Below are 22,952 nucleotides of genomic sequence, written 5' to 3'. Positions count from 1 at the left end.
GCGAGGTATGGCATTCACCCTCCCTCACGCGTCAGGATGCCTGAAAAACCGGCGATCGGCGTGGACCGATTCGACGGGGCAGGATCATACGTTCGGTGCATCCGGACTGCGCTTGGACGGACGGTTCGGCGGAGGTGCTCGCGGCACCAGGGTCTGGCGCCAGACGTCGGCCTGAACCAGGGGCACTGTCCACACGGATCAGTGGCATGATCTCAAATTACTAGATTCAGTTCGGAACCGCTTTGCGCGCAATCCGTTTGAGCACCACTGCCGACTTGGCAGTTGGGTGCGAGAGGGAGCGACGCGGGCGTGACGGCGGATGTCGACAGGCATGAACTTCGGCAGATCATCGCCGGCCTGAGCGAAGGCGTGATCCTGGTCGAGCCTGACCAGACCATCGCCTACGCCAACGAGGCCGCGCTTGCCATGCACGACGTCGACACCCTCGACGCCCTCGGCGCGACCGTCGATGCCTACCGTGAGCGATTTGCCCTGCGCTACCGCAACAATCGGGCACCCGAGCCTTATCCGATTGAACGGGTGGTCGCAGGCGAACGCTTTCACGATGTCGTTGTCGAGGTCCGGCAGCCCGGCCGCCCGGACATGTACTTCGTTCATTCGCTCCGAAGCCTGGTCGCCACCGACCGCGACGGCAAGCCGAGTTGCCTTGCCCTGATCCTCAAGGACGTGTCGGACCAGTTCGAGGCCGAGGACCGCTTCGAGAAGACCTTCAACGCAAACCCGGCGCCCGCAATCATTACCCGGTTGTCCGATCTGCGCCACGTCAAGGTGAACGCGGGCTTCCTGGAAATGACAGGCCATGTCCGTGATGCCGTCATCGGGCGCAGCGTCTACGAGGTCGATGTGCTGGCCGGTGCCCGCAACCGCGACCTGGCCGTTTCGCGCCTGAACGAGGGCGGCACCATCCCGCAGATGGAAGCCTGCCTCGAGCTGCCCGATGGCGGTTCGCGTTTCGTCATCGTCGCGGGCCAGCCCATCGAGATGGGCGAAGAGCCCTGCATGCTGTTCACCTTCGCCGACCTCGAACTTCGCCGGAAGGCCGAGACCGCGCTCCGGCAGAGCGAGGAGCGCTTCGCCACGGCGTTCCGGCTGACCCCGGTGCCGACGCTGCTGGCGCGCCTGGATGGCTTCACGGTGACCAGCATCAACGACGCGTTCACCCGTGTGTTCGGCTACGGCAGCGAAAGCGTGGTCGGGCGCTCACTATCCGAGACCGGGCTGTGGCTTGCACAGACAGCCCGCGAGCGGTTCGAGGAAGCGGTCGGGCGCACCGGTTTCGTCCCCGGGCAGGAAGTGTGCCTGCGTCATCAGGACGGATCGGAACTCGATTGCCTCGTCTCCGCCGAGCGCGTCGAGATCGGCGAGGAGACCTTCGCTTTGCTCGTCCTGCAGGACATCACCGAGCGTAAGCGCGGCGAGCGCGAACTGTTCGAGGCGATCGAGGCGGTGATGGCCGACACCTCCTGGTTCAGCCGCGGGCTCATCGAAAAGCTTGCCAACCTGCGCCAGCCCAGCGGCCACGACCGCGATGGTGCGAGCCCGATCCTCACCCTGCGCGAGCGTCAGATCCTGAACCTGATCTGCACCGGCCTTGATGATGACGCCATCGCCAAGCGCCTCAACCTTTCCCGCAACACCGTCCGGAACCACGGTGCCGCCCTCTACCGCAAGCTCGGCGTCCACAAACGGGCGGAGGCCGTGATCTGGGGACGCGAGAACGGCTTCCCGCTTCACGCTTCCGGTACATAAAAACCGATCTACCGGTACGTCGATACTATTGATCGTTGGGCGCGAGCAGACATCTCTAGTCGACCGGATTTTTCCCAATCACTCGCGAGGTGCCCGTGACCGACCGCGTGAAATCGAGATCCACCACCGAAGCCAAGGCTTTGGTCAAGGAAGCCATCGGCAAGTTGACGGGTGATGCCCGCATCGAAGCCGAGGGCAAGGCGCAGAAGCGCCAAGTGCAGCCGTCCAAGGCGGCAGCGCACGGCGAATGACGCGAAGGTCATCCGGCACATCCGCGTGCCGGCTCATCAACAACACAAGGAGAATGACATGGTCGATACGGATAGGATCACGGGAGCCGCGAAGGAAATCGGCGGCAAGCTTCAGGGCGCGGTCGGCGACCTGACCGGCTCGAAGAACGACTCCGCCGAGGGCCGCTTCCGCGAAGCGCAAGGCTCCGCCGAGAACCTCTACGGGCAGGCCAAGGACGCTGTCCGGCACGCCGCCGACGAGGTCTCCGAATACGCCGAGGACGCCTACAGCCAGGGCCGCCGCTACCTGCGCGACGGATCCCGCGATGTCGGCGGGTACGTCTCCGAGGCGCCGGGCACCTCGCTTCTCATTGCTGCCGCCGTCGGCTTCGGCCTGGGCCTTCTCGTCAGCCGGCTCTGACACCTCCCTTCTTCCGACTTCTCTGACCACCGGAGTAATTGCGTGACCACAACTACAGGCCTTTCCCCCGTCGCCGCCGGCGATACGCGGGCCGTGCTGCTCAACGAGGTGTCCTGGGGCGCCATCTTCGCCGGCGCCGTGACCGCCCTCGTGACCCAGGTCGTCCTGAACCTCGTCGGGGTGGGCGTCGGCTTGGCCTCCGTCGGCACCAACGCCGCCGACAATCCCGCCGCCTCCACGTTCTCGCTCGGTGCGGGGCTGTGGTTCGTGGTCTCCGGCATCGTCGCTTCGCTCGCTGGCGGTCTCATCGCCGGCCGCCTCTCCGGCAAGCCGCTGCCCGGCGTGGCCGCCCTGCACGGCCTCGTCGCCTGGGCGGTGACCACGCTGGTGGTTCTGTACCTCATCACCTCGGCTGCGAGCGGCCTCGTCGGCGGTGCGCTCGGCACGGTTTCGGGCGCGCTCGGCGGCGCCGGCAACCTCGTCGGCGGCACGGTGCAGACCGCGGCCCAGGCCGCGGCACCCTCGCTGTCGAAGATCTCCAACCCGCTCGACGGCATCGAGCAGAAGGTTCGCGAGCAGGCCGCCGGCCAGGATCCGCAAGCCGCCCGTGATGCGGCCGTCGCGGCAGTCCGCGCGGTCCTGTCGGGCGACCCGGCCCAGAAGGAGCAGGCTAAAGCCCGTGCCGCCGATGCACTCGCCAAGGCGCAGGGCATCGCGCCCGACCAAGCCAAGGCGCAGATCGACGGTTACGAGAAGCAGTACGAGCAGGCCGTCGCCACGGCCAAGCAGAAGGCTGAAGCCGCCGCCGTCGCCGCCAAGTCCGCCGCCACTCAGGGCGCCTTCTACGCGGCCCTGGCGCTGATCCTCGGCGCACTCGCTGCCTTCTTCGGCGGACGCCTCGGCGCTCCGAAGCCCGCGACCTTCGTCGGCGCCTACGACGCTCGCCGCGTCTGATCACCCTCCCCTCGGCTCCCGCCACCGGCGGGAGCCCCCAACGACCGGCGCTGCCGGTGAACCCCTACCGCCAAAAGGAGAGCATCCGATGAGCAGCACGACCGACAAGATCAAGGGCCTGGCCAACGAGGCGACCGGCAACGTCAAGCAGGGCATCGGCAACGTGACCGGTAACGACAAGCTCGTGGCCGAGGGCAAGGCCCAGGAGTTGAAGGGCGAGGCTCAGAAGACGGTCGGCGACGTCAAGGACGGTGCCAAGAACCTCGCCGACAAGGTCACCGGCAAGCACTGATCCCGGAGTCGATCCCTGGGCGGGGCCGGCCGAGCCGGCCCCCCCTTTCCCCCTTCGCCCTTCCCACCCGTCATTCGGAGAGAGCCATGAACCGCGATCAGTTCCGCGGCGCGTCCCGTCACATCAAGGGCCGCGCCCAGACCGCGCTCGGCGGCGTCACCGGTGATCCGGTCCGCCAAGTGCGCGGTGCCGCGAATCAGGTGGCCGGAGGAGCGCAGTACGCCTACGGCAGCGCCCGCGACCGCATCGAAGATCTCGCCCGCGACGGCGAACACTTCGCCGATGCTGCACGCGAGCGGGCCAATGACCTGATTCAGGATGGGCGCCGTCATGCCGGCGAGGCCCGCCGCCGCGGCCGGGATTACGGTCGCCGGGCCGTCCGCTACGCCGATGCCAACCGCACCTCGACCCTGCTCGGCATCGCCGCCGCCGCCTTCACGCTGGGCTGGCTCGCACGTCCGTCGCGCTGAACGCCGCAATTCGGGAGACAACCATGATCCGCAAGCTTCTAACCGCCCTCGTTCTGCCGAGGGTCATCGCCTTCGTCAGCCGCCGGCTCACCGGCCGGGCCACGACTCCGACGCGTCATAGGCGCTGAGCCTCCGGAACAGGAGGAGAAACCCTGACCGGTCGAGTTCGCCCGCGCCGCGACCTTGGCCGGTCATTCGGCCCCGGTCGTTCACATGGGCCGGCCTCCGATGAACCCCTCGGTCCAGCGACCGTCCCTCCGGCGACATACTCTGGGGACGTGCGGCTATCGCAGCATGAACCGGTCGGCCTTCGGTGCCTCGCGTCCGATCTCGCCTAGGGCATCGAGGATCGCCGCATCGGCGGTGTGCAGCAGGGTGTCGAGGGGCAGGTCGTTGGCGTCGGTGCCGAACGGCTCCTCCAGCTCGTCGCCGAGCGCGTCGAGGCCGAAGAACGCATAGGCCACGAGCGCGGCGACGATCGGGGTGGACCAGCCGAGCGAGCCGGCGAGCCCGAACGGCAGCAGTAGGCAGTAGAGCCAGGCGGTCCGATACAGCAGCAGCGTGTAGGCGAAGGGCAGCGGCGTGCCGTGAATGCGCTCGCAGGTCGCCTGGATCGCGGAGAGGCTGGCGATCTTGTGCTCCAGGCTCACGAACAGCACATCGCTCAGCGCGCCGGCTTTCGCAGCCCCGGCGAGATCCCGCGTCAGTCCCGTCAGCGCCGCGTCGGCCCCGCTCGGCCTTTGCCCGAGGGTCGAAAGTTCTTCCGAGGTCAGCCAGGGGGCGAGCGCCTCGGCTTCGTCGAGCCCGCGCAGGCGGGCGTGCAGAGCATGGGCGAAGCCGGCCCCTCTGCGCAGGCAACGGCGGCGCAGGGCCTCGTGTTCGGGTTCCGGCAACAGCGCCGGCAGCAGCCGCGCGAGGCCGCGCAACTCGACGATCAGGTTACCCCAGGCCCGCCGCGCCTCCCACCAGCGATCGTAGCAGGCGCCGTTGCGAAAGCTCAGGAAGATCGAGAGCGCGAGCCCGACCAACGTAAAGGGCCCGATGCCGGCCGTGATCGGAAACCAAGCCGGGTGCCGCTGCTCGATCGCCACCACGAGGAAGGAGAGCGCGGCGATCACGATGACCTGAGGCGCGACCTTCGGCAGGATCGAACCGCGCATGGCGAACAGGATCGTCAGCAGGCCGGGGCGGGGGCGGACGATCATGGCGTGTGTCTCAGCCGGCGCAGGCCGCGACCAGCCGGCGCATGAAGGCCTCGCCACGGGTGAGCTCGTCGAGGGTGATGAACTCGTCGGGCTGATGCGCCTGATCGATCGAACCCGGCCCGCACACCACGGTGGGGATGCCGGCCCGCTGGAAGCGCCCGGCCTCGGTGGCGTAGGGCACGGTGATCGTCGCGTTTCGGCCGGCGAGCCGCAGAGCCAGCCGCTCGGCCTCCGAGCCCGGATCGGGCGCGAGCCCCGGCACGGAGACCTCCTCGACCGTCGCGATACGCCCGAATTCGCCGTAGCGGTTGAGGCGTTCGCGGGTCACCCGTTCGCAGGCCCATGTGAACAGGGCGGGGATCTCGGCCATGTCGAGATCGGGCAGTCCGCGGAACTCCCACAGGAAGGTGCAGAGCTTCGGCAGGATGTTGCGGGCGGTGCCGCCCTCGATCACGCCGACATGGACAGTGGTGTTCGGCGGGTCGAACCGGCCGGAGGCGTCGCCGCGGGCGACCATGGCGTCGGCGATGCGGTTCAGTTCGGCGATGAGGTCGGCGGCCGCCATCACCGCATTGGCGCCGAGCCCGGGCTTGGCCGAATGGGCCGCGTGGCCGTGCACCGTGGTGTTGTAGGTTACCACGCTCTTGTGTGCGTCCGCGACCTGCATCTCCGTCGGCTCGCCGACGATCACGGCGCCTGGGCGCGGCAGGTCCGCGCCGAAGCGGGCGATGGTGTCGGCGACCCCGAGGCAGGTGGTCTCCTCGTCGTAGGAGAGCAGGATGTGGATCGGCCGTGTCAGCCCGGCTTCCAGCGCCGCCGGCACCATTGCGAGCGCGAGGGCGTCGAACCCCTTCATGTCCACGGCGCCGCGGCCGTAGGCCCGTCCGTCGGCGACGCGGAGGCGGAACGGATCGGAGGTCCAGGCCTGACCCGTCACCGGCACCACGTCGGTATGGCCGGAGAGCACGACGCCGCCGTCGGTCATCGGCCCGAGGGTGGCGAACAGGGCGGCCTTGTCACCGGTCGCGTTCGGCACCCGGATATGGGGCACGCCCCAGCCATCGAGATAGCCGGCCACGAAGTCGATCAGCGCGAGGTTCGACTTGGAACTCTCCGTGTCGAACGCGACGAGCCGCTCCAGAAGCTCCAGCGGTGTCAGGCGGGTAGCGCCGGCCGGCGTCGTCAATGGACGACGCGACGCAGATGGGGCGAATCCAGCGAGAAGGCCGGGATCTCCGCCTCGAAGCTCTCCCCACCGACCGTGGACATCGTGTAGCTGCCGGCCATCAGGCCGTCCGGCGTGGTGAGGGGGCAGCCACTGGTGTAACTGAACGATTCGCCCGGCTCGAGAACCGGCTGCTTGCCGACGACGCCCGCGCCGCGCACCTCCTGGCAAGCGCCACGTCCGTCGATGATCCGCCAATGGCGCGAGCGAAGCTGCACCTGTTCGCTGCCGTTGTTCACGATCTCGACCGTGTAGGCAAAGAAGTAGCGGCTCTCGCCCGGCGAGGACTCCTCCTCGACGAATCGGGGCTCCACCGTCACCATGATGCCGCGCGTCTCGGCCTTGTACATCGCGTGAAAGCATCTCCGTGGACGGCGCGCAGGCCGCATCGCGACATCTGCGACGCGCCGTGGTACGTGGCGCCAGAAACCTCGTCAATCACGGTATCCTACGGTGAGCGGAGGCCGGAGACCACGTGCCGAACGCTTCGCACCGGGGAGAATTCGAGGGAGCCGTGACGGCTGCGCGGCCCGATCGACCGCTCTTGGCGGCGGGGCCGGCTCTCGGCTCCCTCCTGATGCTCACTCTCGCCCTCGCCTTCGCGTGGTGGGACCCGGCTCAGAACCGGTGGCCGGCGCTCGCGCTCGTGATGGCGCTCGGCCTCGATACCGCCGCACGGATCGCGGCTCGGGCCGTTCGACAGCGGACGGGCGTGGAGACTGAGATCCGCGGCCTTCCCTCGCCGATGCTCGCGCTCGGGAATGCGGCGTGGATTGCCGCGATCGTGGCGGCTGTCTCGGCCGGCTTGCGGCCCGCGCTTTTTCCGCTGATGGCGAGCGCGCTCGCCGGACTCGTGGCGATGGGCGCCGTCGCGCGGCTTGCGCTGGCGCGGATGGTCTTCGCGATCGAGGCGGCGGAGCGCGCGGCGGACGAGGCCAAACGCAAAGGCGAGGGGACGGGACGATGAGCGCAGACGTGCCGGCAGCGTCCGGTATCCTGCCGGCGCAGGCCATCACGGCGCTGACGCAGGCCGGGGCGATCCGCCCCGCGACAGCCTACGCCGCCGACCAGATCCAGCCCGCGAGCCTCGACCTGCGGCTCGGCAGCCGCGCCTACCGGGTGCGCACGAGCTTCCTGCCCGGCAGCGGACGCTCGGTCGCGACCTGTGTCGAGGCTTTCGCGCTGCACGAGATCGACCTGACGCAGGGCGCCGTCCTGGAGACGGGCTGCGTCTACATCGCCGAGTTGCAGGAAACTCTGGCGCTCCCCCCCGATCTCAGCGCCAGCGCCAACCCGAAAAGCTCGACCGGGCGTATCGATGTGTTCACCCGCGTCATCACCGACCGGGCCAGCGCCTTCGACCAGATCGAGGCGGGCTATGCCGGCCAGCTCTACGCCGAAATCTCGCCGCGAACCTTCCCGGTGCGGGTCCGGACCGGCTCGCGCCTGTCGCAGATCCGCTTCCGCCAGGGCGACCCGCGGCTGCGGGAGGTGGAACTCGCCGCGCTCCACGCCAGCGACCCGCTGATCGATATCGCATCGCCCTCGCTTCAGGGCGGCGTGCCGGTCTCGGTCGATCTCGCCGGCTTCGACGGGCTGATCGGCTACCGGGCCAAGCGCCATACCGGCTTGATCGATGTGGACCGGCCGCGCGGCCACCGCACCCGCGACTTCTGGGAGCCGCTGCCGGCCGACGGCAGCCGCACGCTGATCCTCGATCCCGGCCAGTTCTACATCCTGGCCTCTAAGGAGGCGGTGCGGGTGCCGGCCGACCACGCGGCCGAGATGGTGCCGTTCGATCCCCTCGTCGGCGAGTTCCGCGTCCACTATGCCGGCTTCTTCGATCCGGGCTTCGGCCTCAGCGAAGCGGGCGGGGCCGGCGCCCGCGCAGTGCTCGAAGTGCGCTCGCGCGACGTGCCGTTCCTCCTGGAAGACGGCCAGATCGTCGGCCGCCTCGTCTACGAGCGCATGCTGGAACGGCCCGCGACCCTCTACGGCGCCGCGGGTGCCGGCTCGAACTACCAGGCGCAGGGACTGAAGCTCTCGAAGCATTTCGCCAGTGAGCCGGAGCCGCCCGCGGCCTGATCGATCCACCGCGTCCGGGGGCGTCGACGCGCCAGCGCATCGGCAAAACGTTGCTGAATGCCCCAGCCTTGCGGCATAGGCGTAAAACCGGCGCTGCCCTCGAAGCTTCAGGCGCCGACGCGCTCGTGCTCCTCCATATCCGGCGCCACCTGACCGAAGTTGAGCACCGAGACCAGGGTCACACCGCCGACGATGTTGCCGACCAGCGTCGGGACGAAGAAGCCGGTGACATACTTCGAAAAATCGATCTCGCCGGTGGCGACGAGGTAATAGGCATCGACCGAGCCGGCGACGATGTGGGCGAGCCCGCACATCGAGACCAGCCACGTCATCAGGATGATGATGAACGGTGCCGCCGAGCCCGTAGCCGGCAGGATCCACACCATGAGGGCGATCAGCCAGCCCGCGAACACCGCCTTGATCACCGTGGTCCAGAACGGGTCCTCGATGGTGTGACGGCTGATCTCGACGAAGGCCTCCCGCACCTCCGGCTTGAACGCATCGGTATGGGCCAGCACCGAGGCGATGGCGATCGTCGCCAGGATGTTGGCGACGAGGACGATGCTCCAGAGCCGCACGACCCGCAGCAAGGCCGCGAACGTCCTCTCGGTGAGGAGCGGCAAAATCGGCGTCACCGTGTTCTCGGTGAAGAGCTGCTGGCGCCCGAGCACGACGATGAGGAAGCCGACCGAGTAGCCCATGCTCGTGATGAGTTCGGCCCAGGGGGCGTGCGGCAGATGCCCCTTGAGCACGCCGGGCACGATCAGCGAGAAGCCCATGGTGAGCCCGGCGGAAAAGCCCGACAGCAGGAGCGCCAGCCACGTGCGGCGCATCTCCTCCTCGCCCTCGCGCCGGATGATCTCGTGCAGGATCACCGCATCCGGGCGGTGAGCCTTCTCGACTTGGGCGTCGTCCTTTTCGCGTGTGTGAGAGCCGTGAGTCTTGGGTTCACCCTGGGGTTTCGGCTCTCCGTACGTGCGGGATTCCTGGGACATGCGGCCCTCGGCGGTCGTCTCGTCGCAGCCCAACGTACGGCAGCGCTTGCGTGCTCCCACCGCGCAGAAATTTATTTCATGAGCGCAAGAGCGAGCCCGGCAGCGACGTGCCTATGACCGCAGGCCCGCCAGCAACGCCTCCACGGCCGCCCGCGCCGCCGCCACCGCATCCGCGTCCCGCCCGCGCACGACGATACGGTTGCGGAACCCCTCCGGCGTCATCGACGGGTAGGAGCCGATCGAGACGTCGCCATGCGCGGCAGCGATCTCGGTGAGGCCGCCGGCGAAATTGCCCTCGGGGATTGCACCCGCCTCGATCGTCTCGGAGATGACCGGCGCGTTGCCCGTCAGCGTCGGGCGGATCTCATCGAGCATCGCCGCCATGATCTGCGGCACGCCGGCCATGACGAAGACATTGCCGAGCCGGAAGCCCGGCGCCTTCGACACGGGGTTGGCGATCAGGTCGGCCCCGTCGGGGATGCGGGCCATGCGCAGGCGCGCCGCGTTGAGGTCTTCCGGCCGATGCCGCTCGAGCAGCATGGCGCGGGCCCGCGGATCGACATCGATGCCGACGCCGAACGCCGCCGCCACGCTATCGGCGGTGATGTCGTCGTGGGTCGGGCCGATGCCGCCGGAGGTGAAGAGATAGGTGTAGCGCGCCCGCAGCGCGTTCACCGCGGCGACGATCTCATCCTTCACGTCCGGGACGATGCGCACCTCGCGCAGATCCACGCCGATCTCGGTCAGCACCTCGGCAATGGTGCCGATGTTCTTGTCCTTGGTGCGGCCCGAGAGGATCTCGTCGCCGATGACGAGGATGGCGGCGGTGACGTCGGAACTCTGGGAGGAGGAACTTTTGGGCATGCGGCCTCGGAGGCGATGATCGGGGTAGAAGCTAGGGCGCGGATGCGCGAAAGCGAAAGCCCCTCGTTCCGCCCCGGCCCGCGATGCGTTTCCCCACTCCCCTGATCGAAGGGCGCCTCGTGCGGCGCTACAAGCGCTTCCTCGCCGACGTGACGCTGGCCGACGGCACGGAGGTGACGGCGCATTGCGCCAACCCCGGCGCGATGCTGGGGCTGAACACGGAAGGATTTCGCGTCCTGCTCTCGACCTCGACAAATCCTTCGCGAAAGCTCGGATTCTCGTGGGAGCTGGTGGAGGCGGAGCTCCCCGGCGGGCCGCAATGGGTCGGCATCAATACGGCCAGGCCGAATGCCCTCGTCGCCGAGGCCTTTCGTGAGAATAAGATCGCGCCTCTACTCGGCTACGAGACGCTTCGGCCGGAAGTCGCCTACGGCAAGGCGAGCCGCGTCGATTTCCTGGCGAGCGGCGGCGGCCTCCCGCCCTGCCATGTCGAGGTCAAAAACTGCCACCTGATGCGGCAGGCAGGCCTCGCGGAGTTTCCCGATTGCAAGGCCGCCCGCTCGGCCCGCCACATGGAGGAACTGGCCGGCGTCGTCGCCGCGGGCGGACGGGCGATGCTGATCGTGGTGATCCAGATGCGGGCCGACGCCTTCGACGTCGCCCGCGACATCGATCCGGCCTTCGACCGCGCGCTTCGGGCGGCTTTGGCGGCGGGGGTCGAGGCTTACGCTTACACCTGCGCGGTCGGGCCGGCAGGTGTGGCGATCTATGCGACCGTCCCGGTCCTCACGCTGGCGACGGATACGTCGTCGATCCCGTTTATTGATGAGACTTCAGGACTGATATGAGTCGATTCATGTTCTCGTCAGTCGTGGAATGCATAGGGACAATGATAGCGCCGCCGACATGTAGATAAATGTATAAGGCACGATCTGATTTTACATATGATTTAATCATATCCCATTTATACAATATATTGATATCTGAGCCGTCTATGCCAATACCATCGTCTTTATAGTATACAGAACAAATTTTGCCAGCATAGCCGACCGCGTGAGCAGCGGGGAACAAAAAAGAAAAGGCAAAAGCCATAAAACCAGCAAAAATCAAAAACCATAAATCGAATGCAATCCCATGCGCCACACAGACAGAAATTAATATAATAAGGAATACTACCTTCGCTTTTATCGATATGGGACCGCCCCCAAAACGACCGAAGAAATTAGTAACGATCGCATCGGCCTTACTCATAGTAAAAGGGCCAATTCTATCGAACCCTGCCCTTTCGCCACCTGACATAGGCATTTCGCAGAAATCACCTTTATCGGCAAAACATTCCTCATCGTGCCATGCAATTTGGCGGAACAACAGTATAAAATGAGACAAAAGTCGGAAATTTCAACTTAATGCCGCTCGAACATCAGGTTGAGCCGCGTGCGGGCGATCTGGCGGTAGCCGTACTTGTGGAGCAGATCGGGTAGGTCGATCTGCCACTGGTCGGCGCCGTTCTCGATGACGAGCAGCGACGGGAGAAGGGAGGCCGGCGCATCGCGCAGGAACGGCTCCAGTATCAGATCCTCGGCGCCCTCGACATCGAGCTTGATCGCGTCGATGCGCTCAATCCCCTCCGAGCGGCACAGCTCCACCAGCGTCACCGCCGGCACGCGCACCGTGGCGTTCTTGTGGGTGCCGACGATCTTCACGCTCGACTCGCCGCGGTTGCGCGGATCGATGAACAGCGTCAGCTCGCCCGACTTATCGGCCACCGCGCAAGCGATGGCCTTCACCGTGCCGAACGGGTTCTGGCCGATGTTGAAGGTCAGTCGGTCGAACACGTCCGGCTGCGGCTCCACCGCGAGGATGCGCGCCCGCCGGCCGGTGAAGCCCGCCACGAACAGGGCGTAGGCGCCGATGTTGGCGCCGATATCGAGGAACACCGCATCCTCACGCAGGCGCTCCTTGAGGAAGGCCCGCTCCTGCGGATCGAAGAACTGCGGGGTGAAGAGCACCTTCTTCTCGCAGTTGTTGTTGTAGGGGTGCAGCCGCATCCGCGCGCCGTAGCGCTCGACGTCGAGCGGCCGGCCGCGCATCATCGAGATGGCGAGGCGGCGCAGGAACATCGCCATCCGCCGGGCACGCCAGGAATGCTCGGGGAGCTTCTGCGTGCGCTCCGCGATCCGCGCAACGAGGCCGGTGGGTGCGTAGGTGCCGTAGGGCGAGGTGTCCGTCATCGTGCCGGGGTGATGCCAGCCCGGCGCAGCCGCGGCAAGTCAGGCGCCGATGCGCGCGACACGCCAAACACCGTCGGTTGTCGCACGAAGCGCGATCGCTGCCTTTGACAACGGCGCCCCGGCACCCGAAGACATCGGCATGCAGAGCTTCGACTCCGACGGCGTGCAGATCGCCTTTATCGACGCGCCGGCCAAGGAAGGCGCCTCCGGCGGCGGCGCTCCCATCCTCCTGATCCACGGCTTCGCCTCGAACCACGCGGTGAACTGGGTCAATACGCTCTGGGTCCGCACCCTGACCGAGGCCGGCTACCGCGTCATCGCGCTCGACAACCGCGGGCACGGGCAGAGCGAGAAGCTCTACGAGCCCAGCGCCTACACCTCCGACCAGATGGCCGGCGACGCGGTGCGACTGCTGCGCCATCTCGGCATCGAGCGGGCGGACGTGATGGGCTATTCCATGGGCGCCCGCATCGCCGCGCACATGGCGCTCGATTACCCGGCGGAGGTCCGCTCGCTGTTGATCGGCGGCCTCGGCTTCAACCTCGTGGACGGACGCGGCCTGCCGCAGGGTATCGCCGAGGCGCTGGAGGCGCCCCCCGGCGCGCCCGCGCCGAACCCGACGGCCGCCTCTTTCCGCACCTTCGCCGAGCAGACCAAGAGCGACCTGCGGGCGCTGGCCGCCTGCATTCGCGCCTCGCGTCAGACCCTGTCGCGGGCCGAACTCTCGGCCATCGACACGCCGACGCTGGTCTCGGTCGGCACGCTCGACACGGTGGCAGGCTCGGGCCCCGAACTGGTCAAGCTGATGCCGAACGCCCTCGGCCTCGACCTGCCGAACCGCGATCACTCGACAGCGGTGGGCGACCGGCTGCACCGCAAGGGCGTCCTGGAATTCCTGGAGCAGCGTCCGTAGCGGCGCGTTTCGCGGGGCAGAGCCTGTCTCGCTTGGCGCCTTGGCCAGCCCGAACGACCTATTGGTGGTAGATCGTTTGACGGACTGCGCCCGGAGCCCGATTCGGCCCTAAGCTCTGGCCATTCTTGAGGAATGGGCCATGTCGGGTCGGACTTCGCAGACAGCCGCGGACGGTGTCCTTCGCTCGGTCTTGGCGGACGCGCTCGCCAGCGCGCTCATCGTCCTGGCGATCCTGCTGCTGGTCTTCGGTGGCACAGCCCTGGCGCGTCCGAAGCTCACCTATGAAGCGGGCAAGGTCGTCGGCTTGAGCAACCTCTCGACCGACGAGGGCTGCCTTCCGGCCAAGATGGCTGGCCGGGTCGTGAAGCGGGCGTTCGGCCGCGACGGCCTCTATCTCGAGTCGATCATCGTCGAAGTGCGGTCCGGTCAGCGGACCTTCATCAACATCGAGGACGGTGATCGAAACCTCGACGGCGCTACCAACCGCGCGGTCAAGCTGTGGTTTGAGACCATGCTGAGCGTCGGCAAGCCGGTTTCGCTCCGCGTTCTCGGATGTGGGGCGGCGGCGCGAATGCTGTCGCTCGACGCCGTGCGATCGCTCTGAGCGGTGCGGGTTTCAGCGCGGTTCCGGGGTCGGATGGGCGAGCCAATCCGGAATCCACGGCTGAGGACGCGGCGCCCGTGCGAGATCGGTCTGCGCCTCCGAGACCGACGCCGGAGCGCCGCCGAGGCTCGGCCGGCTCTGATAGTCGAAGCGGGGCAGGATGCGGCCCCGCGCATCGAGCGACAGATGCACCTCGAACCAGAGGCCGAGTTCGGGATCGGACCGGTGCTGCTCATCGCGCAGGGCGCGCAGAAGCGGTTCGACGGCGGCGGCCTCTTGGACGGGCTGCGGCCCGCGGCGATAGACCTGCACCTCGCAGAGCGCACCGACGACGGCGGCTCTGAGCCGGGTCCGATCCCACGGGGTCTTGCCGGGCGGACGATGGGCAGCCAACGCGCGTCCGATCTCGATCAGGATCGGATGCTCGGCCCAGTAGGCCTCGCGCTCGTGCATCCAGGCTTCCATCCGCGCTGCGAACACGGTTGGGTTGCAGGTCTCATTCGCCAGTTCGTTCAGGCGCTCCGAGCCGATGCGCGCACCGAGCCATGCGGCGAGGGCTTCGCGCCCATCCTCCAGCGCGGCCCCAGCCTCGTCTTCGTCTTCCTCCTCATCCTCGTCGACGGCGAGATCGCTCCAGGCCGTCCCCGAAAACGCATCGCGGGCGAGCTTGGCCAGAAAGCCTTCGAGTGAACCCGCGAGCACCGCCGCATCGCCCTCGGAGCCGAGGCCGACGATGGGGCTCGCCGCTGTCGCCGCGCCCTTCGGATGCCAGAAGCCGACGAGCGAGCCGTCGGGCAGATACAGAAACAGCGAGAATTCCCTGCGAAGGGCGCTGCCGTCGACGATCGGTGCCTCGTCGCTGAGGGTTCCCTGCAAGCGGAAGCAGCCGAGGCTACCCCAGGGCCGCCCGTCGAGCCAATCGGCGAAGTCGAGGAGGAGCGGGGGCGGTTCGTGCCCCGGCGCAAAGGCGGCCGGAAGGCTGTCGCGCGTGACGATGTAGGAATCCTGCGCCATCTTCCCCCTCTGCCATCCCGTCAGCTCTTCAGCCGGTACCCCGTGCGGAAGATGTAGGTCACGAGCCCGAGGCACAGCGCGAGGAACGCCAGCGTCGCGGCGATGCTGACGCCGACCGCCACGTCGCCCTTGCCGAAGAAGGCCCAGCGGAAGCCGCTGACGAGGTAGACGACCGGGTTGAACAGGGTCACCGCACGCCAGAACGGGGGCAGCATGTCGATGGAGTAGAAGCTGCCGCCGAGGAATGTCAGCGGCGTGACGATGAGGAGCGGCACCAGTTGCAGCTTCTCGAACCCGTCCGCCCAAAGGCCGATCACGAAGCCGAACAGGCTGAAGGTCAACGCCGTGAGCAGCAGGAAGAACACCATCCAGAACGGGTGCTCGATGTGCAGCGGCACGAAGAGCGAGGCCGTGGCGAGGATGATGAGGCCGATGATGATCGACTTCGTCGCCGCCGCGCCGACGTAGCCCAGCACCACCTCGAACGGCGAGATCGGCGCCGAGAGCAGCTCGTAGATCGTGCCGGCAAAGCGCGGGAAGTAGATGCCGAAGGCCGCGTTCGAGACGCTCTGCGTCAGCAGAGAGAGCATGATCAGCCCCGGCACGATGAAGGCGCCGTAGGGAACGCCGTCGACCGTCTGCATCCGCGAGCCGATGGCGGCACCGAACACCACGAAATAGAGCGAAGTGGAGATCACCGGCGCGACGATGCTCTGCAGCGCTGTGCGCCAGAACCGGGCCATCTCGAAGCGGTAGATGGCGAGGACCGCCGGGACGTTCAGCATGGATACGCCCATCATGCGCGCTCGCGGACGAGATCGACGAAGATGTCTTCGAGCGAGCTCTGGCTGGTATCGAGGTCGGTAAACGCGATGCCGGCATCGGCCAGCTCGCCGAGCAGGCCGGTGATACCGGTGCGCTCGCGCCGCGTGTCGTAGGTGTAGACGAGGCTGCGCCCGTCCGCGCCGAGGTGGAGGTCGTGACGCGCGAGGTTCTCCGGCAGGACGCTAACCGGCTCGCGCAGGTGCAGGATGAGCTGCTTCTTGCCGAGCTTGCGCATCAGCTCGACCTTGTCCTCGACGAGGATGATCTCGCCCTTGCGGATCACGCCCACCCGGTCGGCCATCTCCTCGGCCTCCTCGATGTAGTGCGTGGTGAGGATGACCGTGACGCCCTGCTCGCGCAGGCGGCGCACGAGGCGCCACATGTCCTGGCGCAGCTCCACGTCGACGCCGGCCGTCGGCTCGTCGAGGAACAGCACCTGCGGCTCGTGGGCGAGCGCCTTGGCGATCAGGACCCGACGCTTCATGCCTCCGGAGAGCTGCATGATGCGGCTCTCGCGCTTGTCGTACAGGGAGAGATCCCTGAGCACTCGCTCGATATGGGCCGGGTTCTTGGGCAGCCCGAACAGGCCGCGGCTGAAGCTAACCGTGTCCCACACCTTCTCGAAGGCGTCGGTGGTGAGTTCCTGCGGCACCAGTCCGATCATCCGGCGCGCGGCGCGATAGTCGCCGAGGATGTCGTGGCCGCCGACGCGGATCTGGCCCGTGCTCGGCGTGACGATCCCGCAGACGATGTTGATGAGAGTCGATTTGCCGGCGCCGTTCGGCCCCAGCAGCGCGAAGATCTCGCCCTTGGCGATGTCGAGGTTCACGTCGCGCAGGGCGTGCAACCCCGACGCGTACACCTTCGAGAGGTTCGCGATCGAGACGATCGGTGGCATCGGGGCTCGGGATTGGCGGATGGGGGCCGCCCTATAGCACGGCGACAGAACCGGTGAACCCTGCCGGTCGCCGGTTACATTTCCCGCTGTTTTCTTCGCCCTCAGTGCCCGGTCCGCGGAACCGGTCTCCGCTCCGGGATTTGACGAATTGTTCTCCTGCGACAAAACACCCCTGACCCGACCTGCCCTCGATGCGATGGCGGGTCGTTTTTTTGGATCATCCTGGCAGCCGTCCGGCCGCCTCCCGCTCGCGCAGGTAATCCTCGGTGGTGCGCGGCTTGGCCGGCGGCGCGGCGTGCGGGTCGAAACCCTGCGTCAGCGCCGCCTCGACGCGGCAATCGTCGCACATCATCAGCGAGCGGATGCGTTGCTCGCCGGCCTCGCCGGAGAACATCCAGTGCCGCTCGCGCAGCTTGCCGATCACCCGCTCGATCGTGGCGCGGGTGCCGAACGGCTTGGCGCAGGTGATGCAGCAGAACGGCTCCTCCTCCTTCACGATCCGGCGCGGCTCGCTCCACGCCTCGAAGTCGATCTGCGGCTTCAGGCTGATGACGTCCTCCGGGCAGGTGGCCGCACACAGGCCACACTGCACGCACAGGCTCTCCTCAAACGCCAGCAACGGTCGCTCCGAGCTGTCCGACAGGGCATGGGTCGGGCAGGCGCCGACGCAGGAGAGGCACAGCGTGCAATCCTCGGTGCGGAAGTTCAGCCCGCCGAACGGCGCCCCGGCGGCCAGCGGCACCGCGGCGACCGGGGTGGGCGCGACCGCATGCATCTCGCGAAAGGCGAGGCGCAGCATCTCACGCTTGCTGCCGACGGGCACGAAACCGGCCGGTGCCGCAGTCGCACGGCCGGGGACGGCCGAGCGGAGCGCCGCGCCGAGCGCGTCGGGGTCGTCGGTCTCGATCAGGGCGACGGTCGGCGCCTCCGTGCCGCTGCCGTAGCCGAGGGCGTCGGCCAGCGTCCGGGCAAGCGCCACGGTGCGGTGCAAGCTGTCGAGGTCGTGCTTGGGGCGCTCGCGCACGAGCACCCGCACCCCGGCCGCACCGTAGGCGAACAGCGCGGCCAGAACCTCGGGGCCGAACTGCGTCACTTCGTTGACCCGCACCGGCAGGACATGGGCCGGCAGGCCCTCGCCGTAGCGGCCGAGCGCGTCGATCAGCGGCTCGCCGTGGTCGCCGTCATAGAACAGCACCACCGCGTCCGCGCCGCCGGCGGCCCGGTAGGCGCGCATCAGGCTGCGCAGGCGGCGCATCAGCGCGTCGGCCGGCGGCAGGGCGTAGTTGGCGGCCCCCGTCGGGCAGACGGCGGCGCAGCTTCCGCAACCGGCGCAGACATAAGGATCGATCGCCACCGTGTCGCCGGCCGGCGCGATCGCCCCGGTCGGGCAGACGTCGAGGCAGCGGGTGCAGCCGGTGATGCGCGAGCGGGAATGGGCGCACAGATCGCCGCGGAAATCGATGAAGCGGGTCTTGTCGAACTCGCCGACGAGGTGGGAAGCCGCCATCACCGCGCGCTCGACCGCCGCCGGGTCACGCGGGTCGGCGCGCAGGTAGCCGCTGCGCAACTCGTGCGCGGGGAAGAGCGGCGTGCCGCCGGTGAGGTCGAGGATCAGGTCGCAGGTCGAGACCGCCCCATCGCGCCCTGCCCCAAACACGAGATGCGTGCGCGAGGACGGTGCCGGCAGGGCGTAGTCGTCGATGCGAAGGTCGAACGCGCCGAGATGGCCCGTCGCCCCACGCACCGTGCCGCGGATCACCGGGAACTCGTTGCGGTGGAGCGGCGCGACCTCGCCGGGTCGGCTCAGGAGCACGGTGACGTCGAGATGCTCGGCCAGACGCCGCCCTGCCTCGATCGCCGCCTCGTCGCGCCCGTAGATCAGGGCAACGCCGCGGCTCTCCAGCGGTACCGTGCCGGCGGCGGGGACCGCCTCCGCCGCCGCGGCGAGCAAGGCCGCCATCTTCGGACCGGCCCGATCGGCCTCGGACGACCAGCCGGCGGTTTCGCGGATCTTGGCGAAGGTGACGCGCTCCTCCGCCTCCATCTCGGCGGCGATTTCCTCGAAGAGTGGCGCCTGAAGCGTGCAGGAGACCGTGACGGGAAGGCCCGTGGCCAGGGCCTCACGGTAACGGTCGAGTTCTCGCCCGCAAAGCTGGTCGGCGGTGCGCACGCGGGAGCCGCAACCCTTTTCCAGGGCCGCGACATCGAGCGGCATCGTCTTCTCGCAGGAACAGGCGAACACGAGACGATCGGACACGATTGAACCTGAGACGATGGGGAGCGCGAGGGCCTTCGCGCGGAAGCCTGCCTTCCCTATACTCGTATCATTCTAAAACGACGAACGGACATGCGAGCGCAGGTGCCTCGCCCGAGATCGCCTATGACCCTCCCCCTCGATATCGGATCGCCGGGCCTGCGCCTCGCGCCGCTTGTCCTGCCGCCGGCCTTCACCGGTCTCGTTGCAGCGGGCTCCGCGGCGGGGCTGGCCTGCCGGATGGCGGAGAGCGGCGAGGCCGACGCCGCCACTCTCCTCATGGAAGAGCGCGACGACGTCATCGCCTTCGCGGTGGTGCTGGCGCCGACCGAGCCGCTGGCTACGGCGCGCCGCGCCTTCTTCGTCGGGATGCAGGCGCTCGCCGACGCGGTCGGCGCGTTCGGGCCGCCGGAGATTCCGGTGACGTTCCACTGGCCCGACACGCTGAGCTTCAACGGCGCCCGTCTCGGCGGCGGCGCGCTGCACTGGCCTCAAGGCTGCGAGGGGGCCGAGACGCCGGACTGGCTCGTCTTCTCGGCGATGCTGATCGCCTCGAAGCGGGATGCGGGCGACCCCGGCCTTACGCCCGACTCGACCTCGCTGGAGGAAGAGGGCTTCCCCAAGGACCTGCGCGAGCCCTTGGTCGAGAGCTTCGCCCGCCATCTCACGAAGGCGTTCGAGATCTGGGACGAGGACGGCGCCGCGCGCTCGACGGGGCGCTATCTCACTCGCCTCGTGTTGCCGCCGGGCGTGCGGGCGACGATCGAACCGAGCGGCGATACCCGGCTCGTTCACGCCGACGGCCGCAGCGAAACCCTGAAGCTGCTGCCGGCGCTGATCTCCCCCTCCTGGCGCGATTCGGACACCGGCGCGGTGCGGCTTTGAGTGCGGGCAAGCTGCCGCGGACCCTGCGGCTCGACCCCTCTGACACCTTCGTCTTCGCGCGGGCCGCCGAGGCCGGAGAGTGGGCGGTGACGGGCTCGTTCCTGTTTTTCGATGCCGACCTCTCCGCACTCGCGGGCAAGGAGCGGGCGGCGTTCCGCTCCGGCTTCGTCGGCGTGCGCTCGCTCGGCTTCTCGACCCTCGTCGTCGTCAGCGAGGCGAGCGACGCCGAGCGCGCGGCGGCGGTCGAGGATCTCGCCCGCCACATCCACGAGCGCTTCGGCGCACCGAATCGCGAGGCGGCCCGCGCCGCGGCGCGCGAGGAGATCGAGGTCGCGGCCTCGCTGTGCAACCTGCCGGTCGGCAGCGTCGTGGCGATGCACCGGAGCGAGCGCGACGGCGAGATCGCGGAGGAGTTCCGCACCCTGCACCAGCGCGTACCCGGCGCCGACCCGCTGCACGGGCGCGCCTTCCACTTCGTCGAGACCGACGAGGACGGGCCCGACGAACAGGCCGACCTCGTCGGACTTCTGAGCAACGCCTCCGCGGGGGCCGAGAGAGCATGACCGAGTTCTGGGTATCGAGCGGCCACCACCTGACGCAGCGCACCGAAGGGGGCGGGCTCGCCGTCACGGACGAGCTGATCCTCGCCTATCTCGCGCGCCCCGAACTGGTGCCGCCGGAGGAATCCTGCGTGGCCGAACGCGCGCTGCACGCGGGCCTTCTTTCCGATCCGCGCCGGCCGGTCTCGAGTAGCGAACTCCGAGAAATCGCGGACGCGGATGCGCGGGAGAACTGGGAGGTGATGCTCGCCTTCCGCGAGCTGCTGCTTACGGCCCGCTCGGTGGAGGCGGCCTATCTCGCCCTCGTGCGCGGCGGGTTGCAGGGCGTGCCGGGGCTGTTTCTCACCCAGCTCGTGCATCTCATCCTGCGCAACGCGCTCGATGCTTGCGAGGACCCGTTCGTGCTGCGCGCCGCCGAACTGTTCTTCCGCTCGCAGCGCGCCAGCCTGCACGAGAGCGCGGTGCTGCTGGCGGACGCCGAGGTGATCGAGGCGCGGGAGGGCGGTGCGCCGCTCTCGCCGTTGGTGACGATGCTCGGCAAGGAAGCGGCGAACGAACTCGACGTGCTGAACGAGGAGAACGCCTGGACCTACTGGAGCCGGTCGGACGCCTTCACCATGGCGCTCAATCTCGGCACAAGCGGCCGAAGCCGGGCGGGGCTGGCGCGGGCGATCGAGGCGTTCGTGCGCCACCTCCTCAACGCGGAGGTGACGGTGACGCCCCTCGACCGGCTGGAGGATCCCGACTGGCGCTGGTTCGTCGGGCTCGATGCGGAGGGCACGCGGATCGGCAACGCGCTCTGGCGCGGCGAGACGCTGGACGAGGCTGCCCGCGAGCGGGTGATCGCGGTGTTCAGCCTCACCTTCGCCGATCCGGCCCGCGTCGATCCCCGGGTCGGAGAGCGGCCGGTCTATCTTCTGCTCGCCATGACGCCGGACAAGACCGTGCAGTTCAAGCCACAGAACCTCGTCGTCGGATTGCCGCTGGCCTCCGACCGGGCCGCCGCGTGAGGTCGGACATGACACCGGAACAGATCCCGGACGACCGCTTCGAGGTCGGCATCATCGTGGCGCGCCGCCGCCTGAAGGGGCCGTGGGCGAGCCATGCCTGGATGCCGGTCGAGGCGCTGCCGGCGGCGCCCGAAACCGCGCCCTGGACCCAGCTCTCCGAGACCGAGGAGGAGGCGACCTTCTACGCTGGCGCCCACGAGGTCACGCTGCACATCGCCGAGACGGCGCATTACCGCGACAACCTCGTCTCCGGCCGCCCCTCGCTCTGGGTCACGCTGCACGCCACGTCCGAGGACACCTACACAGTGGCGAGCGTGACCGCCGATCCCTACGAGGGCGAATCGATGGCCGAGGGCATCGGCGAGATCGTCGAGGCGGTGCCGATGCCGCCCGAGGTGCAGGCCAAGCTGCTCGCCTTCTTCGAGGCCTTCCACATCGAGCGCAAGTTCGAGAAGCGGAAGCGCGACCGGGCGGACCCCGAGGCCCTGGCACGCCGCGCGCCCGGCACACAGGGGAAACCGGAATGAGCGGCAGCTTCCTCTCCCGCTGGGCCCGCCGCAAGGAGGCCATGCGCGCCACCGAGCGGATTGTTGCGCCCGCGATCACGGACGGGACGGAGGCGGAAGCCGCTCTCGACGCAGGAGCACAGGTTGGGGAAGAATCACCTGCGCTGCAGCCCGTCGCCCTAACCGGCAACGAAGCGGAGGCGGGGCCGGATGATCTTCTGGCAAAACTTCCCTCTCTCGACGCCTTGACGCCCGAGACCGATCTCACCGCCTTCCTCCAGGCCGGCGTGCCGACGGCCCTGCGCAACGCGGCCCTGCGGCGGATGTGGTCGCTCGATCCGGCGATCCGCGACTTCGTCAGCGAGGCGCGAGAATACGCCTATGACTGGAACACGCCAGGCGGCGTGCCGGGCATGGGTCCGCTCCTGCCAACCGACGACGTGAAGGCGATGCTGAAGCGGATCATCGACGGCGTCCCCGTGGCAACCGAGGAGGAACCGGGCACGGAGCCGGAGGAGGTGCCGATGGCTTCGTCCGACGAGCCCGTGGAGATCGCCGGTGCGGCGCCCGCTGAACCCGACACCGCAACCGAACCTGTGCCGCTATCGCCTCCGGAGATGCACGCCCCGGCAGCGGCCGCCGACATCGACGCCCCGGAAGTCGTACGGCCTACCCTCCCCCGGCCCCGCCTGCGGCGCCATGGTGGTGCGATGCCCTCGTAATTCACGCGCATTTCGATTG

At 68.3% G+C, this 22,952-nt stretch carries 27 protein-coding genes; 16 read left to right on the top strand and 11 right to left on the bottom strand.

Features of this window, described 5'->3' with window-relative positions; genetic code table 11:
* Window positions 1-309 precede the first annotated feature (309 nt).
* The 6 genes from J2W78_RS02760 (at window position 310) to J2W78_RS02735 (ending at window position 4,137) form a co-directional block, all read left to right on the top strand.
* The gene (locus J2W78_RS02760; RefSeq protein ID WP_253367820.1) at window positions 310-1,770 is read left to right on the top strand and encodes a helix-turn-helix transcriptional regulator; all 1,461 of its coding nucleotides are present in this window, start codon (window positions 310-312) and stop codon (window positions 1,768-1,770) included.
* A 95-nt stretch (window positions 1,771-1,865) separates the two neighbouring features.
* Complete coding sequence (locus tag J2W78_RS02755) at window positions 1,866-2,021, top strand: CsbD family protein (protein WP_253367814.1); 156 nt, start codon at window positions 1,866-1,868, stop codon at window positions 2,019-2,021.
* 58 nt (window positions 2,022-2,079) lie between these two features.
* Entirely contained in the window at window positions 2,080-2,421 is a 342-nt protein-coding gene (locus tag J2W78_RS02750) for a CsbD family protein (RefSeq protein ID WP_253367812.1), read from the top strand.
* Between the two features lie 42 nt (window positions 2,422-2,463).
* On the top strand, window positions 2,464-3,375 hold the full coding sequence (locus J2W78_RS02745; RefSeq protein WP_253367810.1) for a PhnA-like protein: 912 nt from the start codon (window positions 2,464-2,466) through the stop codon (window positions 3,373-3,375).
* A gap of 88 nt (window positions 3,376-3,463) precedes the next feature.
* Window positions 3,464-3,667: a CsbD family protein gene (locus J2W78_RS02740; protein ID WP_253367808.1), complete on the top strand. Its 204-nt coding sequence runs from the start codon at window positions 3,464-3,466 to the stop codon at window positions 3,665-3,667.
* An 86-nt stretch (window positions 3,668-3,753) separates the two neighbouring features.
* Window positions 3,754-4,137 (top strand): CsbD family protein, encoded by a 384-nt coding sequence (locus J2W78_RS02735; protein ID WP_253367806.1) that lies wholly within the window; start codon window positions 3,754-3,756, stop codon window positions 4,135-4,137.
* Window positions 4,138-4,421: 284 nt separating this feature from the next.
* On the opposite strand, the gene J2W78_RS02730 is transcribed toward J2W78_RS02735, so the two are convergent.
* From J2W78_RS02730 to apaG, 3 genes are read right to left on the bottom strand one after another with little or no spacing between them, the layout of a single operon-like run.
* Window positions 4,422-5,342 (bottom strand): bestrophin family protein, encoded by a 921-nt coding sequence (locus J2W78_RS02730; RefSeq protein WP_253367804.1) that lies wholly within the window; start codon window positions 5,340-5,342, stop codon window positions 4,422-4,424.
* Between the two features lie 10 nt (window positions 5,343-5,352).
* Window positions 5,353-6,528 carry an acetylornithine deacetylase gene (gene argE, locus J2W78_RS02725; protein ID WP_253367802.1) on the bottom strand — a complete coding sequence of 392 codons (1,176 nt, stop codon included), beginning with the start codon at window positions 6,526-6,528 and terminating at the stop codon, window positions 5,353-5,355.
* The gene (gene apaG, locus J2W78_RS02720) at window positions 6,525-6,917 is read right to left on the bottom strand and encodes a Co2+/Mg2+ efflux protein ApaG (protein WP_253367797.1); all 393 of its coding nucleotides are present in this window, start codon (window positions 6,915-6,917) and stop codon (window positions 6,525-6,527) included. Before apaG ends, argE begins: the two co-directional genes overlap by 4 nt.
* Window positions 6,918-7,081: 164 nt before the next feature.
* On the opposite strand from apaG, the gene J2W78_RS02715 reads away from it, so the two are divergent.
* The gene (locus J2W78_RS02715; RefSeq protein WP_253367796.1) at window positions 7,082-7,534 is read left to right on the top strand and encodes a hypothetical protein; all 453 of its coding nucleotides are present in this window, start codon (window positions 7,082-7,084) and stop codon (window positions 7,532-7,534) included.
* Window positions 7,531-8,652, top strand: coding sequence for a 2'-deoxycytidine 5'-triphosphate deaminase (locus tag J2W78_RS02710; RefSeq protein ID WP_253367795.1), 1,122 nt, complete (start codon window positions 7,531-7,533; stop codon window positions 8,650-8,652). Before J2W78_RS02715 ends, J2W78_RS02710 begins: the two co-directional genes overlap by 4 nt.
* A gap of 107 nt (window positions 8,653-8,759) precedes the next feature.
* Here J2W78_RS02710 and J2W78_RS02705 read toward each other — a convergent pair whose 3' ends face one another.
* Together J2W78_RS02705 and J2W78_RS02700 are read right to left on the bottom strand one after the other, a co-directional pair.
* Window positions 8,760-9,647: a formate/nitrite transporter family protein gene (locus tag J2W78_RS02705; protein ID WP_253367794.1), complete on the bottom strand. Its 888-nt coding sequence runs from the start codon at window positions 9,645-9,647 to the stop codon at window positions 8,760-8,762.
* A 111-nt stretch (window positions 9,648-9,758) separates the two neighbouring features.
* On the bottom strand, window positions 9,759-10,511 hold the full coding sequence (locus J2W78_RS02700; RefSeq protein ID WP_253367793.1) for a competence/damage-inducible protein A: 753 nt from the start codon (window positions 10,509-10,511) through the stop codon (window positions 9,759-9,761).
* 83 nt (window positions 10,512-10,594) lie between these two features.
* Between J2W78_RS02700 and sfsA the strand changes: the two genes are divergently transcribed.
* Window positions 10,595-11,359, top strand: a complete 765-nt coding sequence (gene sfsA / locus J2W78_RS02695; protein WP_253367791.1) for a DNA/RNA nuclease SfsA — start codon at window positions 10,595-10,597, stop codon at window positions 11,357-11,359.
* On the opposite strand, the gene J2W78_RS02690 is transcribed toward sfsA, so the two are convergent.
* Window positions 11,331-11,810, bottom strand: coding sequence for a YcxB family protein (locus J2W78_RS02690; RefSeq protein WP_253367789.1), 480 nt, complete (start codon window positions 11,808-11,810; stop codon window positions 11,331-11,333). The genes sfsA and J2W78_RS02690 overlap by 29 nt on opposite strands.
* Before the next feature lie 104 nt (window positions 11,811-11,914).
* Complete coding sequence (locus J2W78_RS02685) at window positions 11,915-12,742, bottom strand: FkbM family methyltransferase (RefSeq protein ID WP_253367787.1); 828 nt, start codon at window positions 12,740-12,742, stop codon at window positions 11,915-11,917.
* Window positions 12,743-12,881: 139 nt separating this feature from the next.
* On the opposite strand from J2W78_RS02685, the gene J2W78_RS02680 reads away from it, so the two are divergent.
* Window positions 12,882-13,655 (top strand): alpha/beta fold hydrolase, encoded by a 774-nt coding sequence (locus tag J2W78_RS02680; RefSeq protein ID WP_253367785.1) that lies wholly within the window; start codon window positions 12,882-12,884, stop codon window positions 13,653-13,655.
* A gap of 139 nt (window positions 13,656-13,794) precedes the next feature.
* On the top strand, window positions 13,795-14,259 hold the full coding sequence (locus tag J2W78_RS02675; protein ID WP_253367783.1) for a hypothetical protein: 465 nt from the start codon (window positions 13,795-13,797) through the stop codon (window positions 14,257-14,259).
* Between the two features lie 12 nt (window positions 14,260-14,271).
* Here J2W78_RS02675 and J2W78_RS02670 read toward each other — a convergent pair whose 3' ends face one another.
* The 4 genes from J2W78_RS02670 to J2W78_RS02655 all read right to left on the bottom strand — a co-directional run bounded on the left by J2W78_RS02670 (window position 14,272) and on the right by J2W78_RS02655 (window position 19,211).
* A complete protein-coding gene (locus J2W78_RS02670) occupies window positions 14,272-15,273 on the bottom strand; it encodes a hypothetical protein (protein WP_253367781.1) in 1,002 nt (333 codons plus the stop codon).
* Between the two features lie 20 nt (window positions 15,274-15,293).
* Window positions 15,294-16,073 (bottom strand): ABC transporter permease, encoded by a 780-nt coding sequence (locus tag J2W78_RS02665; protein ID WP_012252177.1) that lies wholly within the window; start codon window positions 16,071-16,073, stop codon window positions 15,294-15,296.
* Window positions 16,070-16,996: an ABC transporter ATP-binding protein gene (locus tag J2W78_RS02660; RefSeq protein ID WP_253367779.1), complete on the bottom strand. Its 927-nt coding sequence runs from the start codon at window positions 16,994-16,996 to the stop codon at window positions 16,070-16,072. The genes J2W78_RS02665 and J2W78_RS02660 overlap by 4 nt, the downstream gene beginning before the upstream one ends.
* 217 nt (window positions 16,997-17,213) lie before the next feature.
* Window positions 17,214-19,211: a 4Fe-4S binding protein gene (locus J2W78_RS02655; protein WP_253373946.1), complete on the bottom strand. Its 1,998-nt coding sequence runs from the start codon at window positions 19,209-19,211 to the stop codon at window positions 17,214-17,216.
* Between the two features lie 165 nt (window positions 19,212-19,376).
* On the opposite strand from J2W78_RS02655, the gene J2W78_RS02650 reads away from it, so the two are divergent.
* The 5 genes from J2W78_RS02650 to J2W78_RS02630 are packed head-to-tail and all read left to right on the top strand — an operon-like array spanning window position 19,377 to window position 22,933.
* Window positions 19,377-20,135, top strand: coding sequence for a biotin/lipoate--protein ligase family protein (locus J2W78_RS02650; RefSeq protein WP_253367777.1), 759 nt, complete (start codon window positions 19,377-19,379; stop codon window positions 20,133-20,135).
* Window positions 20,132-20,698 (top strand): DUF6505 family protein, encoded by a 567-nt coding sequence (locus J2W78_RS02645; RefSeq protein WP_253367775.1) that lies wholly within the window; start codon window positions 20,132-20,134, stop codon window positions 20,696-20,698. Before J2W78_RS02650 ends, J2W78_RS02645 begins: the two co-directional genes overlap by 4 nt.
* Window positions 20,695-21,705: a DUF6352 family protein gene (locus J2W78_RS02640; RefSeq protein ID WP_253367773.1), complete on the top strand. Its 1,011-nt coding sequence runs from the start codon at window positions 20,695-20,697 to the stop codon at window positions 21,703-21,705. Before J2W78_RS02645 ends, J2W78_RS02640 begins: the two co-directional genes overlap by 4 nt.
* 8 nt (window positions 21,706-21,713) lie before the next feature.
* Entirely contained in the window at window positions 21,714-22,232 is a 519-nt protein-coding gene (locus J2W78_RS02635; RefSeq protein WP_253367771.1) for a DUF3305 domain-containing protein, read from the top strand.
* Window positions 22,229-22,933, top strand: a complete 705-nt coding sequence (locus J2W78_RS02630; RefSeq protein ID WP_253367770.1) for a DUF3306 domain-containing protein — start codon at window positions 22,229-22,231, stop codon at window positions 22,931-22,933. Before J2W78_RS02635 ends, J2W78_RS02630 begins: the two co-directional genes overlap by 4 nt.
* Window positions 22,934-22,952 lie beyond the last annotated feature (19 nt).

Origin of the sequence: Methylorubrum extorquens, from assembly GCF_024169925.1 — a bacterium.
Lineage (GTDB): Bacteria > Pseudomonadota > Alphaproteobacteria > Rhizobiales > Beijerinckiaceae > Methylobacterium > Methylobacterium extorquens_A.
This window is presented reverse-complemented; position numbering and strand designations above follow the sequence as displayed.

What these genes read in the sequence shown, in the direction of transcription:
- J2W78_RS02735 (WP_253367806.1), top strand. Translation starts at nt 3,754, where the DNA reads ATGAACCGCGATCAGTTCCGCGGCGCGTCCCGTCACATCAAGGGCCGC.
- J2W78_RS02685 (WP_253367787.1), bottom strand. Translation starts at nt 12,742, where the DNA reads ATGACGGACACCTCGCCCTACGGCACCTACGCACCCACCGGCCTCGTT.
- J2W78_RS02665 (WP_012252177.1), bottom strand. Translation starts at nt 16,073, where the DNA reads ATGATGGGCGTATCCATGCTGAACGTCCCGGCGGTCCTCGCCATCTAC.
- J2W78_RS02730 (WP_253367804.1), bottom strand. Translation starts at nt 5,342, where the DNA reads ATGATCGTCCGCCCCCGCCCCGGCCTGCTGACGATCCTGTTCGCCATG.
- J2W78_RS02675 (WP_253367783.1), top strand. Translation starts at nt 13,795, where the DNA reads ATGTCGGGTCGGACTTCGCAGACAGCCGCGGACGGTGTCCTTCGCTCG.
- J2W78_RS02680 (WP_253367785.1), top strand. Translation starts at nt 12,882, where the DNA reads ATGCAGAGCTTCGACTCCGACGGCGTGCAGATCGCCTTTATCGACGCG.
- J2W78_RS02705 (WP_253367794.1), bottom strand. Translation starts at nt 9,647, where the DNA reads ATGTCCCAGGAATCCCGCACGTACGGAGAGCCGAAACCCCAGGGTGAA.
- J2W78_RS02690 (WP_253367789.1), bottom strand. Translation starts at nt 11,810, where the DNA reads ATGTCAGGTGGCGAAAGGGCAGGGTTCGATAGAATTGGCCCTTTTACT.
- sfsA (WP_253367791.1), top strand. Translation starts at nt 10,595, where the DNA reads ATGCGTTTCCCCACTCCCCTGATCGAAGGGCGCCTCGTGCGGCGCTAC.
- apaG (WP_253367797.1), bottom strand. Translation starts at nt 6,917, where the DNA reads ATGTACAAGGCCGAGACGCGCGGCATCATGGTGACGGTGGAGCCCCGA.
- J2W78_RS02635 (WP_253367771.1), top strand. Translation starts at nt 21,714, where the DNA reads ATGACACCGGAACAGATCCCGGACGACCGCTTCGAGGTCGGCATCATC.
- J2W78_RS02640 (WP_253367773.1), top strand. Translation starts at nt 20,695, where the DNA reads ATGACCGAGTTCTGGGTATCGAGCGGCCACCACCTGACGCAGCGCACC.
- J2W78_RS02630 (WP_253367770.1), top strand. Translation starts at nt 22,229, where the DNA reads ATGAGCGGCAGCTTCCTCTCCCGCTGGGCCCGCCGCAAGGAGGCCATG.
- J2W78_RS02710 (WP_253367795.1), top strand. Translation starts at nt 7,531, where the DNA reads ATGAGCGCAGACGTGCCGGCAGCGTCCGGTATCCTGCCGGCGCAGGCC.
- J2W78_RS02660 (WP_253367779.1), bottom strand. Translation starts at nt 16,996, where the DNA reads ATGCCACCGATCGTCTCGATCGCGAACCTCTCGAAGGTGTACGCGTCG.
- J2W78_RS02700 (WP_253367793.1), bottom strand. Translation starts at nt 10,511, where the DNA reads ATGCCCAAAAGTTCCTCCTCCCAGAGTTCCGACGTCACCGCCGCCATC.
- J2W78_RS02655 (WP_253373946.1), bottom strand. Translation starts at nt 19,211, where the DNA reads ATGCCGCTCGATGTCGCGGCCCTGGAAAAGGGTTGCGGCTCCCGCGTG.
- J2W78_RS02650 (WP_253367777.1), top strand. Translation starts at nt 19,377, where the DNA reads ATGACCCTCCCCCTCGATATCGGATCGCCGGGCCTGCGCCTCGCGCCG.
- J2W78_RS02740 (WP_253367808.1), top strand. Translation starts at nt 3,464, where the DNA reads ATGAGCAGCACGACCGACAAGATCAAGGGCCTGGCCAACGAGGCGACC.
- J2W78_RS02750 (WP_253367812.1), top strand. Translation starts at nt 2,080, where the DNA reads ATGGTCGATACGGATAGGATCACGGGAGCCGCGAAGGAAATCGGCGGC.
- J2W78_RS02670 (WP_253367781.1), bottom strand. Translation starts at nt 15,273, where the DNA reads ATGGCGCAGGATTCCTACATCGTCACGCGCGACAGCCTTCCGGCCGCC.